General features: G+C 42.4%; 10 protein-coding genes. 2 read left to right on the forward strand and 8 right to left on the reverse strand.

Features of this window, described 5'->3' with window-relative positions; genetic code table 11:
- Positions 1 to 55 precede the first annotated feature (55 nt).
- The 5 genes from LC653_RS27820 to LC653_RS27840 all read right to left on the reverse strand — a co-directional run bounded on the left by LC653_RS27820 (position 56) and on the right by LC653_RS27840 (position 7,271).
- Positions 56 to 1,639: an efflux RND transporter periplasmic adaptor subunit gene (locus LC653_RS27820; protein ID WP_229497900.1), complete on the reverse strand. Its 1,584-nt coding sequence runs from the start codon at positions 1,637 to 1,639 to the stop codon at positions 56 to 58.
- 358 nt (positions 1,640 to 1,997) lie between these two features.
- The gene (locus tag LC653_RS27825) at positions 1,998 to 2,546 is read right to left on the reverse strand and encodes a TetR/AcrR family transcriptional regulator (protein WP_229497901.1); all 549 of its coding nucleotides are present in this window, start codon (positions 2,544 to 2,546) and stop codon (positions 1,998 to 2,000) included.
- 624 nt (positions 2,547 to 3,170) lie between these two features.
- Entirely contained in the window at positions 3,171 to 4,460 is a 1,290-nt protein-coding gene (locus tag LC653_RS27830; protein WP_229497902.1) for a glycosyltransferase family 4 protein, read from the reverse strand.
- A gap of 778 nt (positions 4,461 to 5,238) precedes the next feature.
- Positions 5,239 to 5,823 carry a PEP-CTERM sorting domain-containing protein gene (locus LC653_RS27835; RefSeq protein WP_229497903.1) on the reverse strand — a complete coding sequence of 195 codons (585 nt, stop codon included), beginning with the start codon at positions 5,821 to 5,823 and terminating at the stop codon, positions 5,239 to 5,241.
- A gap of 863 nt (positions 5,824 to 6,686) precedes the next feature.
- Positions 6,687 to 7,271: a PEP-CTERM sorting domain-containing protein gene (locus LC653_RS27840; protein ID WP_229497904.1), complete on the reverse strand. Its 585-nt coding sequence runs from the start codon at positions 7,269 to 7,271 to the stop codon at positions 6,687 to 6,689.
- 477 nt (positions 7,272 to 7,748) lie between these two features.
- Between LC653_RS27840 and glyS the strand changes: the two genes are divergently transcribed.
- Both glyS and murD read left to right on the forward strand, forming a co-directional pair.
- Positions 7,749 to 9,899 (forward strand): glycine--tRNA ligase subunit beta, encoded by a 2,151-nt coding sequence (glyS, locus tag LC653_RS27845; RefSeq protein WP_229497905.1) that lies wholly within the window; start codon positions 7,749 to 7,751, stop codon positions 9,897 to 9,899.
- 84 nt (positions 9,900 to 9,983) lie between these two features.
- The gene (gene murD / locus LC653_RS27850) at positions 9,984 to 11,522 is read left to right on the forward strand and encodes a UDP-N-acetylmuramoyl-L-alanine--D-glutamate ligase (RefSeq protein ID WP_229497906.1); all 1,539 of its coding nucleotides are present in this window, start codon (positions 9,984 to 9,986) and stop codon (positions 11,520 to 11,522) included.
- A 183-nt stretch (positions 11,523 to 11,705) separates the two neighbouring features.
- Here the strand turns inward: murD and LC653_RS27855 are convergent, their stop codons facing one another.
- The 3 genes from LC653_RS27855 to LC653_RS27865 all read right to left on the reverse strand — a co-directional run.
- Positions 11,706 to 12,008: a hypothetical protein gene (locus LC653_RS27855; protein ID WP_229497907.1), complete on the reverse strand. Its 303-nt coding sequence runs from the start codon at positions 12,006 to 12,008 to the stop codon at positions 11,706 to 11,708.
- Positions 12,009 to 12,708: 700 nt separating this feature from the next.
- Positions 12,709 to 13,203, reverse strand: a complete 495-nt coding sequence (locus tag LC653_RS27860; protein ID WP_229497908.1) for a toxin-activating lysine-acyltransferase — start codon at positions 13,201 to 13,203, stop codon at positions 12,709 to 12,711.
- A 148-nt stretch (positions 13,204 to 13,351) separates the two neighbouring features.
- On the reverse strand, positions 13,352 to 13,933 hold a 582-nt coding region (locus tag LC653_RS27865), incomplete at its 5' end, for a calcium-binding protein (RefSeq protein ID WP_267923197.1).

Below are 13,933 nucleotides of genomic sequence, written 5' to 3' on the forward strand. Positions count from 1 at the left end.
CATTTGCTCCCCCTGCTTCCCCTGCTCCTTCTGCTCCCTCATCTCCCGTCTTCAGCTAAAGCTTCCGACTACCTACTTGTTCAGGTGCAGGAGTGATGGGAGCGCCATTAGTTAGGTTGAGAATACCGGAAACAACAATTTTGTCTCCAGCTTTTAGTCCTTGGATAACTTGATAATTATTCCCCTCAATAACTCCCAATTTCACAGGTTTTTGTTGAGCTACTAGTTTAGGTGCTCCAGCTTTAGGGTTTTCTGCTGGTGCTTGAGCCACAAACACAAAAGTTTCCCCACCCAAGCGAGATATTGCTGTAACTGGAATTAAAATTCCTGGACGTTGGTTCCAAATCACTTTGGTTTGGACTGACTGGCGATTGATCAGTTGACTTCTAGAATTACCAAAGTTGGCTTTTACCAAAACTGTTTGCGAATCTGAACTGGCATTTGGAGAGATGAAATTCACCTTACCCCTTGCTGTGGGTTTGCCTTGGGCGTTCAGCATTTGCACTGGTAATCCCAAGCGCAGCTTTTTGGCTTCTTCTAAGGGAACGGAAATATTCAGTTCTAAAGAGTCGTTTCTAGTCAGTGTAGTGAGCTGGTCTGCTTTTTCCACATAATCTCCCACTTTTGTTGGAATATCACCAACAATGCCAGTGAAAGGTGCAAGGACTTTTGTGTATTGCACTTGAACTTGGGCTGCTTGGACTTGGGCAGCTGCTTGAGTTACTTGCGATCGCGCTTGGGCAATTTCTTCTGGGCGGGAACCATTTTCTAGTTGCCTTAAGTTTTGTTTCTGTTGTTCCAGGGCACCAGCTAGTTCATTGATACTAGAATTTCTGCTTTGGCGGAGTTGATCTAGGCGTTTCTGGGCTACCACAAGGGCAGCTTCAGCACTTTGCTGTTCTTTGACATATCCTTCTAAAGTATCTTGGGAAACTGCACCCTCTTTTCTCAATTGTGCGTATCGCTTGGCTCGTGACTGTGCTAGTTCCACATCAGATTTAGCTGACTGAATTTGAGCCTCAGCTTGAGCAATTTCTTCTGGTTGCGATCCCGATTGGGCATCTCTAAACCGAGCTTGGGCTTGGGCTAACTGCGCTCTGGCTTGGGCAACTTCTTCTTGTCGCGTACCCGCTTGGAGTTCAGCAAGACGTGCTTGGGCTTGTTCTAGTGCGCCTTTGGCTTGTGATAATTGAGCTTGGACATCATCACTTTGCAGGCTAATAATAACTTGCCCTTGTTGAACACGGTTACCCTCTTGGATGAAAATCTGGGTTACTCGTCCTTCAACCTGTGGCTTGATGATTGCCGAACGTGGAGCTTCTAAGGAGCCAATAAACTCTGAGCTTTCCTGCACAGTTTCAGTTTGCACAGTTGCTAGCTTGACGGGAATTGCCATAGGTTGACCAGCAGCAGGCCCGCCCGGTGGTGCATTGCTAGCATTATTAGTTTGCCACCAGCGCCAACCAAAACCAACACCTGCAATTAATAGGATGATTCCCAACAGCAGGGGCCAACGCCGCTTTTGAGGTGGCTTTGGCGATCGCTCTGGCAATGGTTGCGACTCTTGACTAGAATCGTTAACAGCAGGCTGTTCTGTTTCAATAGGTAGGGGAGAATCAGGGAACTCAGAATGGGACATATTCGGTTTCTCGTCTTGTGGATTTAGACTTGGGCAATCTACTCTTCGCTAAAAAAGCATTGTTGTGATGTTGGTGACAAATATATATTTAAGTATTTGGGCGATCGCTAACGTTGTCTAGCACCTGAAATAAATATCGTTCAGCACATTATGGCTATTTTGTACATTACTTAGCTCAAATCATTTTCAAAGTGTAATTTATAAAATTTTTTTTAGGTAGTATAAACCCAGTGCCTTAGCTGAAAGAGAAAACAGAGTTTATCTTGTTGCAGAAGAATCAACTGAACCTCCTACTTCCTGCAACGGCAAAGTGCTAATACCGCGCACAAATAAATTCACACAAGTTTCCCCCTAGCATTCACGACTGTACAAAGAGTGCGGTGGGGATATCGCTAAAACGCAAGATACCGTGAAGCAACATACCCGTGAAACTATCTACAGATGCTTTCAAATCTATATCTGAGGACACGGTGCCTTTCTCTTGATTCTTTTGCAAGTACACAACTAGCTGTTCGTGCAGCGATTTGTCAGTTTTGTATAAGATTAGACGGGCGGCTTGGGGATGTCGCTTCGCTTCCCCAATAAATGTCCCAATCAGGTCTTCATGCTCCTCTATCATCTGGTTGCAAAGCTTTGGATAATTCTTGAGGTCAATGTATAGGTCTTGAGTCCAGTCGTCGTGATAGGCTAAAGCTTCTGCCTGTAAAGCGATCGCTTCAGTAATCACAGCAGCTAGTAGTTGCTCTTTGGTCTGGAAATGACGAAATAAAGTTACCTCATTGACCGCAGCAACACGAGCAATTTCTCGCGTTGTCGCTCCAGTTAAACCTGCTGTTGCAAACACCTGAGTTGCTGCCTTGATCAAGCGTGCATGAGTTTGTGCCGTCCTTGATGCTAAGTTTTTCATGAGCGTTTGCAAGTGCTTGCATTATAACCACATAAAATATGAGATGAATATAAGTTACAGATGAGTTTATCGCTCTTAAGTAGTAGTGAATACTGATCTTAGGGAAGAGAAAAGTATGGAGCAATGCCAACTCTTGGAGAGGCTTGTCTGCGACACGCTCTTGCTAGCTTGCTTCGACCTAGGAGTACGCCAACGCTGTTAAGGGACTTCCAAATAAAAAAATGTTCCAAAACTCTCTCTATTTCTCCTCTCTCTGTGTCGCGCCAGTTGCTTCAAGTCGGGCATTGCCCGCCCAACGCACTGGCTTCTCTGTGTCTGGAGTGGTTCGTTTATTTAGATAATTTATTTCTTGGAAGTCCCTAACTCAGCTTTATTAAGTAACCTTGCAAGTTTCATCGAGTTATCCTCATCAATAACGACGCGCAATAAACCAGTATTCTCTAGAGTCCTATTTTTTAGCAGTCTCAACTTCCTACACTTAGGTCACCCGATCGGTTGATTTTCAACTCACCCGAATGGGTGATTTAATTTTTCCTAATTACGGTTTTGTCCTCCCAATCGCTTAATGTTCGCTAATTAAGAAAGCATCCCATTTTTGTAAAAAATCCCCAGTATCGAGCCATATCAACCATCCACAACTGATTTCTTGGAATTTAATTTCGGCAAGTTACCTAAAGTTGATTTTCGGTTAGCAACAATATGAGAAAGCAGCCCTTCATACCGATTAAGTGCTTGCTCCAAGGAATAGTTTTCTTCGGCAAACTGTCTTCCTGCGTTACCTAGCCTCGCCCCTAGAGTAGGATTAGCATATAAATCATGCACCGCAGCAGCCATTGCATCGGGTGATTCTGGCTCAACAATTATCCCACCACCACTGAGTTTGATTGCTTTTGCAGCAGTACCAGTAGCGGGAACTGAACCCACAATCGGGCGACCACTTGCCAATAGCAGTGGTATTTTTGAAGGCATATTAAACGAAATCACATTGCGCTTTTGCACAATCAACCCAACATCAGATGCTGCTAGCATTTCGGGTAGTTTTTCTCGTGGCTGCAACGGTAGCAGCAAAACATTATCTGCTCCATTTAAAAGACAATATTCCTGCAACCTTTGCAATGCTATTGATTCGCCAACGATAACAAAGACAATCTCCTTGATATGACGCAAACAAACTGCTGCTTCTATTACTGTTTCTAAACCTTGCGTTAGAGCAATGTTGCCCGAATAAAGTACTACAAATTTTCCATCAAGTTGATGGCTAGATATCCAGGAGTTATTCTGTTTTGGTAAAGGGTGGATAAAATTTACATCTACCCAATTGGGAATACAAACGATTTTATTAACAGGTACTCCCTTATTCACTAAATTCTCACGAAACCCATCGGCAATGACACTAATAGTGTGTGCAGATCGATATGCAAATTTTTCTAGGGCTGCAAGAGTTCGGATCATCCACTTGTTCTTCAATAGTCCGATACGTACCGCAGCGTCTGGTAGAATATCTTGCACATTTAGAACTACTGGGCAGTTGTATAACCAACCAAATATTGTTACTGGTAAAGTACCAAAAAGAGGCGGAACTGTTAATATAATCACATCGGGGCGTCTGCCTTTAAAGGCTTGGGGTAAGCTCGTGAAAACAAAGCTCAACTCCAGCAACAGCCGATCTAGGAGATTAGGTTTAGACTTAATTCGCAGGTAACTTCGTTGGATGGTGACGCCATTTGTTTGTTCAGTAACGTACCACTTACCCCGATACTCATCGTAAATTTTGCGCTGAGGATAGTTCGGCATTCCCGTAATCACGCGCACTTGGTGACCTCGTTTTACTAGTCCTTCTGCTAATTCAGTCATCAACGGAGCAATACCAATCGGCTCTGGATGATAGTTGTAGGAATAAATCAGAATGTGCATGAGCTATTTATGAATTTTGTGAAGACAGCCGGATATAATCGGATTTATTCCTTTAATAGTCAGTATGGGCTGCTACTTTTATTACTTATTTGAATTTATAAATTTACTTCATTAACATTGTGTTAAACATTGCTGATGAATTTTTTAGTGGTTTTTAAAAGAGGATTTTGGTACTGCATAAATCACTTAAAAATTAAAATATCACCTTGTGTAAACAGCTTAGGTTTTTAGAGGTCGTTTTAAAAGTTCCAGAAGCTATAATTTTCTGGTTCTGACTAAGATCAACAACAACGAAAACATCAGCTTTCAGTTATGTGCTAAAATGCTTCACTGTGTTCACGATGAGAGTAAAATACCCTTTTAAAACATCCTCTCCTAGACATAGTTTTTAGTTTCTGGTGATCATGACAATATTTGATCTGGTTGTTTCTGAACTAATGCCTAAATTTATACTTTGGGGATTCTACCATCATATTCAAGCTCGTGCATATAACCCGCATTACGCCCTTTAAACTGGCACATAGTGTTCACTTATTGCACAACTTTAAGTCGTGGGGAAATCGAAGTCATTAGTCACTAGTTATTAGTGCCAATGACTAATGATTAGATCGGCGGGCGCTTATCCCGGACACCCCTCTTGAAGGTATGGGATTCCCGCCGATTTTTGTTGATGACGAACCAATGAGGTTGAATGATAGCCGTACCAGTTCAGTGAACTAGTAGGGCTAGAATAGAGATTCAGTAAATTTGGCAAGCTTTCACTAGAAAGCCCTAATTTCTAGCAAGAGGCTTGCTTTTTCTTCAAAGATGAACCTACACCTAAGGCAGCAAATGCTAGCAAACCCAGCATAGAAGCAGGTTCAGGGACTTTGGATACCTGAATAGAACCAGAATTCTGATCTAGTGTTATTGACGTTCCCTGTTGATCTACATCCTGACGTAATCGCAAAGAGTCGCCAACCGTTCCAGAAAAGAAGTATTCTCCAATTACACCCGTTCCTCCTCCTACATTAAGGGGGCCAAACAATGTCTGAGTGGAAGTATCAAAGTTGAAAGCAAAGAAATCAGATTGTGACACTCCACCAGTAACGGTGTTATAAGTTCCCAGAGGATTATTAGATGGGTCTAAGAAGGAAACATTCAAGGATTCTAAAAAGTTGGTTGCTCCACTACCACTTTCTGAAATAATTGTAGGTGCTGTAGTTTCGTCGTAGCTAAATGAACCTATTGCTGAATAACCAGCATCACCTTGCCAGTTAAAGTTCAACTCAATAGCATTTGCTGGGTTGTTAGCAGCAGCAACAACACTAAAAGCAGCACTGGTTGCTGCGATCGCGGCGATTTTGCTGAAAATGTTTTTCATGATCATAACTCCAAAAATGATTAAAATGATGCAGATATCAGTGCATCAAACAAAACTAAGCTTACGATAGAAATATCTGTACGTAAATACCGCATAAAACTACGGTAGTAGATATAATGAATCAATGAAGATAAACACTTTTTTGTGAAGTTTGCTATAAAATACCGAGTTTATAGCGATGCCTTACGACAAGCCGCTTTGCGTCTACGCTCCTACCCTGCGGGAAGCCCTGACGCTCCTTTGTCGCTAACGCTACGCTATCGGGTTCGGGGGTGACGCTCCTAACGTCGCTAACGCGTAGCGATCGCAAGACGCTCGTTGCGCTAAGGCGTCTCCCCTTGGGAGAAGACTCGCTCATAGCGTTGCCATGCCGTTGGCGCAGCCTAAGAAGAGAAGGCTTTACGCTGCGCTAACGACGGGAACCGCCAGACGCTCGCGGACTCGCTAACGCTACGCTATCGCTTTTAGCGTCTCCCGTTGGGAGAAGACTGCGACCCCCTCATCGCTTTGCGTCTATGTATGCAATACTCTCACCTAACTTCCATTCCTCTCTCCTAAAAGGCTAAGGTGTACACACATCTCTGTACAAAAAATCGTTATAGATTCCCCTAAATCCACGCCACTTGCTTCACTTGGGGAGACCCCAAGACCGCAGTGGCTCCCCGATAAATTGGGAGGATCAAAAGTTGATAAAGCAATGTTAGAAGACTTGTGTGTACACCGTAGCCAATGCTACAAGACTTGGGGCTGTTCTTGTTAAGTCTGTAGGAATAATCGGGATGGGAGGTTTTTCTGAGCAATTCGCTGGCTGTTAACTTTGTTAGATGAGACGGTATTGCCTTTGAACTAGAAAGTCCTAATTTCTAGCAAGAGGCTTGCTTTTTCTTCAAAGTTGAAGCTACACCCAACCCAGTAAATGCCAGTAAACCCAACAGAGAAGCAGGTTCAGGGACTTTCGATACCTGAATAGAACCAGAATTTTGATCTAATGTTCTAAATAATGACTGCTGATCGATATCCTGACGTAAGAACAAAGAGTCGCCAACCGTTCCCTGGAAGAAATATTCTCCAATTACACCCGTTCCTCCTGCTATATCAAAGGGGCCAAACAATGTCTGAGTGGAAGTATCAAAGTTGAAAGCAAAGAAATCAGATTGTGACACTCCACCAGTAACGGTGTTATAAGTTCCCAGAGGATTATTAGATGGGTCTAAGAAGGAGACATTCAAGGACTGTAAAAAGTTGGTTGCTCCACTACCACTTTCTGAAATGATTGTAGGTGCTGTAGTTTCGTCGTAGCTAAATGAACCTATTGCTGAATAACCAGCATCACCTTGCCAGTTAAAGTTCAACTCAATAGCATTTGCTGGGTTGTTAGCAGCAGCAACAACACTAAAAGCAGCACTGGTTGCTGCGATCGCGGCGATTTTGCTGAAAATGTTTTTCATGATCATAACTCCAAAATTTGTTGAAATAATGCAAATATCAATGCATTAAACAAAACTAAGCTTACGATAGAAATATATATACGTAAATACCGCATAAAAATACAGTAGCAAATGTAATGAATTAATGAAGTTAAACACTTTTTTTGTGAAGTTTTGCATAAAATGCCAAGTTTATCTAAGTTAAAAATTTACGCAAAACATCCAAACTCTAGTAAAATGTGACGGGAGTTTGCCTAATTTCAACAAGTCGCTTCAGCAACTTGTTGTCTGGTTAATTGAAATGGCACAAGAAGCTCGGAATACAATTATGCGTGACTTTTAAGAGTCAGTTGCTGAACAAGTCGGCATCGTAAGGGCGCAGTGGCTCAAGATTGACTTTTGACTTCCGCCTTGCAGTACTAGTTACCTAAAAATCACGAGCGATCGCCTGAGAATAACTGATAAAGTTGAGCTACGCAAAGTTGAAAACAGTGTTATATGCCTGCGTTTCTATTAGAAGTTGGTACAGAAGAACTACCTGCAAGTTTTCTCAGTGATGCTTTAGTGCAATGGCAGGAGCGCATTCCCCAAAGCCTGGAAGCAAACAGCCTCAAGGGCGAAAGTGTCCAGGTGTACGGTACTCCCCGGCGTCTGGCGGTAGTGATTAAAGGTCTACCATCCCAGCAAGCAGACCGAGAAGAAGAAATTAAAGGGCCCCCCGCTCAAGCCGCCTTTAAAGATGGTCAGCCTACTGCTGCTGCTATCGGCTTTGCCAAAAAGCAAGGCATGGAAATGGACGCGCTGTTCCTTCGCCCCACTGACAAAGGGGAATTTGTCTTTGTGCAAAAAAGAATTCCCGGTCGTCTTGTGGCGGAAATTTTGACAGAACTTATTCCCCAGTGGATTTGGGGTTTAGAAGGTAAGCGGTTGATGCGTTGGGGAAATGGAGATGCGAGGTTTTCCCGACCAATTCGCTGGCTGGTAGCTTTGTTAGATGATACGGTGCTACCTCTAGAATTAGTGAATGGTTCTAAAACGATTCAGAGCGATCGCGTTTCTCAAGGTCATCGGGTCTTACATCCTGAACCTGTGACAATTGCCCAAGCTACTGATTATCTTACCGCCCTCAAGTCTGCCTATGTCACCGTTGACCCAGAAGAACGGGCAAATATTATCAAAGAGCAAGTAAAGGCAGTAGCAGAGAATTTAGGCGGATATACGGTAATTTACCCCGATTTGTTAGAGGAAGTAACCAATCTTGTAGAATATCCTTCTACAGTTGTCGGTAAATTTGAACCAGAATTTTTGGAATTACCAACTGAGGTAATTACTGAAGTAATGGTTACTCATCAGCGTTATTTCCCTGTATTCAAACCAGATAGTTCTGAAAAAGAATTATTGCCGAATTTTATCACCATTTCTAACGCTGATCCTAATAAATCAGATATTGTTGCTGTTGGGAATGAAAGGGTAATTCGTGCCAGACTAGCTGATGGCAGATTCTTCTACGAAGCTGATTTAACTAAGCCAATAGATAGCTTTTTACCACAATTAGAAAAAGTCACTTTCCAAGAAGAATTGGGTTCGGTGCGTACCAAGGTAGATAGAGTAGTCAAAATTGCCGAGCAAATAAGCACCCAATTAGAATTAGCGGAAAATCAAAACCAAAAAATCCAACGTGCTGCTTTATTATGTAAAGCAGATTTGGTTACTCAAATGGTGTATGAATTCCCCGAATTGCAAGGCATTATGGGAGAAAAATATGCCTTAGCCAGTGGTGAAGATGCCGAAGTAGCAAAGGCAATTTATCAACATTATTTGCCAACGGGAGCAGGTAATAATTTTCCCGAAACCCTCACAGGTCAAATCGTCGGTTTGGCAGATAGATTAGATACTTTAGTAAGTATCTTTGGTTTAGGTTTAATTCCCTCTGGCTCGTCTGATCCCTTTGCCTTGCGCCGTGCTGCTAATGCTGTAGTTAAAATTACTTGGTTTTATAATTTGCCGATAAATTTAGATGATTTATTGGCGCAAATAGCCACAGATTTTGCAGCGAAATATCACAAAGATCAGGCATTATTAACCGCAGCGTTACAAGAGTTTTTCTTACAACGCATCCGCACTTTACTACAAGAAGAAAAGATTGACTACGACTTGGTAAATGCAGTTTTGGGAGAAAATGACCCAGAATACACAGAACGGGCGTTAAAAGATTTATTGGATGTACGCGATCGCGCCTTATACTTACAACAAATCCGCAACGACAGTACCTTAGATAACATCTACGAAACTGTTAACCGTTCCACACGATTAGCCGCTCAAGGTGATTTGGATACAAAACAGCTAGAACCGACAACTGTAGTCCGTCAAGAACTATTCCAAAAGCTATCTGAGACAGCTTTGTATAATGCCTTAATCGAATCAGTACCGCTTACCTGGGCAGCACAACAGACACGAAATTATCAATTGTTAGTAGCAGCACTAGCAAAAATTGCTCCTACAGTTAGTAATTTCTTTGATGGCCCAGATAGCGTATTAGTTATGGACTCCGATCCAGAAGTTAAACGTAATCGATTGCACTTACTTGGATTAGTTCGCAATCATGCCCGTGTTTTAGCTGACTTTGGTGCGATCGTCAAAAATCTGTAGCGTAGGTCAACAAAAAGTTGTGTAATTTTTGCCAATAGACGCTACTATAGGGAGTGCTTAACCAGGGACACTCTGCTGCAATCTATGTCCAGAGCTACTGTAATTGGATTGGGAAAGTCCGGTGTTGCTGCGGCGAGATTGTTGAAACGGGAAGGTTGGGAGGTAGAGCTAAGTGATAGCAACACCTCCGAAACCCTCCTACAACAACAACAAGAACTCGCTGCCGAGCAAATAACCGTAAAACTAGGCCAATCCCTAGAATTGAATGGTGCTAATTTACCCCAATTAATAGTCGTTAGTCCTGGCGTACCTTGGGATATTCCCGTATTAATTAAGGCACGCCAATTAGGTATTGAAACCATTGGGGAAATGGAACTCGCTTGGCGAAATTTGCAATCGCTACCTTGGGTAGGAATTACTGGTACTAACGGCAAAACTACTACTACAGCTTTAATTGCTGCCATTTTCCACGCAGCAGGCTTAAATGCACCCGCCTGCGGTAATATTGGCTACGCCGCTTGTGATGTTGCCCCATCTTGGAAGGGGAGAGGGGCAGGGAGTAGGGAGCAGGGAGCAGGGGGAGCATTTGATAATTCCTCACTTTTAACTCCTGTACAGACGCGATTAATCGCGTCTCTAACTCCTAACTCTTCACTCGATTGGGTGATTGCGGAAATTAGCAGCTATCAAATAGAGTCTTCGATTTCTCTTGCACCACGTATCGGTGTTTGGACGACTTTCACACCGGATCATCTTAGTCGCCATAAAACTTTAGAGAACTATTACAATATCAAAGCAAAGCTGTTGCGTCAGTCCGAGTTGCAAGTATTTAATGGCGATGATGCCTACTTGAGGCAGCAAGGTTTAAGTGCTTGGCCTGATGCCTATTGGACAAGTGTGAGAGGAAAAGATTTCCTGATTAGCGAAAAAGGCTTTTACATCGAGGACGACTGGGTTGTGGAAAAATTGACTGCAACCTCTGCACCAGAACCGATTGTGAAAGTCTCTACTTTGCGGATGGTGGGAGAACATAACCAACAAAATCTCTTGATGGCAGTAGCAACGGCACGGTTAGCGGGAATTAATCGTGATGCGATCGCACGTGCTATTGTTGAATTCCCCGGTGTTGCTCATCGTTTGGAGCATATCTGCACTTGGGAAGGTATTGATTTCATTAACGATAGCAAAGCTACTAACTACGATGCTGCCGAAGTTGGTTTAGCATCCGTTAACAGTCCAGCGATTTTAATTGCTGGTGGAGAAGCTAAAGCAGGTGATGATACTGGCTGGCTAGCACAAATTCAAACCAAAGCTGCTGCTGTGTTATTGATTGGCTCTGCTGCACCCACATTTGCCCAACGTCTCCAAGAGGTAAGGTATTATTCATACCATATTGTGGAAACTATGGAAAGGGCAGTTCCTAGAGCGGCAGAATTAGCTAAGGAATATGAAGCGCATGTAGTGTTGCTATCTCCAGCTTGTGCGAGTTTCGACCAGTACCCGAATTTTGAGGTGCGGGGCGATCGTTTCCGTCAGTTGTGCCTTGCTTGGCAGAGAGGCTGGAAATATACCAGAAGAGAAATTTTAGATGCTGAAAATTCTAGTCAAGAGTCCATAGTTTAAAGTCGATAAGTATTGTTTGTCAACAAATCTCTTGTGGGGTAAACGCTGCGTTATATCAAGTTCGGGTGATTACTTATAATAAAATCTATCAATGTAGGTTGGTAGCGACTGTTTTAAAAGTCAAGTGTAGGCGTAGCCCGTCGTAGACATCACTTTGTTTGTGGAGATTTATGAAAGCGATGCCTAGGGCGGGCTATTCGGCGTCGCACCTGTGTACTTGATCGCGGTGCGACAAAGTTTGAAGTACCTCAAAACGACTTTGAAGTACTTCAACACGACTTTGAAGTACCTCAAAACGACTTTGAAGTACCTCAAAACGACTTTGAAGTACCTCAACACGACTTTGAAGTACTTCAACACGACTTTGAAGTACCTCAAAACGACTTTGAAGTACCTCAAAACGACTTTGAAGTACCTCAAAACGACTTTGAAGTACCTCAAAACGACTTTGAAGTACCTCAACACGACTTTTAAGTACTTCAACACGACTTCGAGGTATCTGTTGCTTATATAGCAGTCCTAAATTATTCGTGAGAATTTGAGATCGTTTTAACCCCCCTGTAGTCCCCCCTTTTGAAGCTACGGTGTACACACAAGTGCTGTCCACATACGTTTCAACTCTTTTACCCACATTTTTGTCAGAGTTAAACTGTCTACACTTACCGACATCCCGCCCAGAACTAAAGTTCAGGGCTAATAGTAATAGCTGAAGTCCACTTAAGTGGACTGAATAATCAATTTAGTCCACTTAAGTGGACTTCAGCTATGAGACTCGGAATTCATTCCGAGGCGGGATAGAAACGCAGTGCAAGATTTATTAATAAAGATATGGCTGCGACAAGACTTGTGTGTACACCGTAGCCTTTTGAAGGGGGGACGGCTCAGACATTGAGATCAAAAGTGTGATGCCTGCTCTGGGCTACGCCATCACCTGATATTACAAGGTACTGAACATCATTTAAATAACTTTATTCCCGAATTTTTAGCTGATCAAACAACAAAACATCAGCGAATTTATCGGACTTTACAGTTATTGCTCACAAGGCTGTTCCCTCGCGCCCTGCCAGAAGTGAAGCACGAGTCCGTAAACTCGTCCAAAAATTTACCCCGTCAGGACCAAACCCCGGCATGAATTAATTACAAAAGCAATTGCAAACTGCTTAAAACACAAGTGTTTCCGCTTTTATTAGTGCCATTCCGGCAAGACCGAAATTGTTTCTTGATTATCCAACAATGTTTGTGTTCTTAAAACATTCTTCCCATAATAACTAGCTACTTTTTGCAACTTGCCAACTTGTTTAAATCTTAACGCCTTAGCCATTTCTCTATTGGGAAAAATATTATTTTTCAAATCTTGAGTGATTTTTTTAGCATGTCCAAAAGGCGCAATAAAATCTATGAAAAATAAATTATCGCCAGATGTCCAGTCTTCGAGTTTTAATAACATTGAACCATCGGTATATTTTTTTTCTATTTCGTCACTGAAATAAGCCCAAGAAACAAAACCAACTGGTGTATTATCACTTCGATATATTCTAAATTGATTAAGGCGTAAAGCTGGAATAATAATGTTAGTAATGTCACATATTCTAAAATGTTTATGAATTGATGAATTCATCATTAAAGTTGTTATTTCACCAATAAGCTGGAACTTTTCTTTAGTAGGTAATTTATCAATCATTACTACTCTCCTTATAGAGGCTTTGATAAAACTTCTAACTATACCGTTTTAGCAGTTACCTGCCAAGATGGTTATGTTGCAAAAAAAATAGATAAATACCAGATGTAGGAGTTCCGCAATTGCAACACAACCATAATTCGTGCTTTCTCTAAGCAATGACGAAAATGTCATTGTTGTTCAGGGGAAGGTTAGTAGAAAGTTGAGCTACCTGCGATTGCCCAGTCGCACCTGTACCATCTACATCAAAGAAAAAAGCACCAGTATTGCTATTGTAAATGAAGCGATCGCTTGCATCACCCGCTACGGCACCTAGTCGGAACTCTGCCGCCGTTATCGCAGCCCCGACAGTCAGTCCACCGCCGAAACCAGCAGCAGAAACATAAATAATATCATCAATCACTGAGAAGTCTGTTATGATGTCAATTCCTTCTGTTTTGCTATTGAAGATAAAACTATCATTACCTGTACCACCAGTCATGGAGTTGCTGCCAATACCACCGTCAAGACTGTCATTGCCTCCGTAGCCGTTAAGGTTATCGTTTCCTGCATTACCAAATAGCTGATTGTCTAAGTTGTTACCACTAATAGTGTTGTCGAGGTTGTTGCCGCCACCATCAGTGGCACTACCAAACAAAACTAAGTTTTCCACGTTGGCAGGATTTATCCATTTGCCAGCGCCAGAAAAATAGACAGTATCCGTGCCTTCATTAACTAGCTCTGCAACTGTGTC

Origin of the sequence: Nostoc mirabile CHAB5784, assembly GCF_020829645.1 — a bacterium.
Classification (GTDB): Bacteria; Cyanobacteriota; Cyanobacteriia; order Cyanobacteriales; family Nostocaceae; genus Nostoc; species Nostoc mirabile.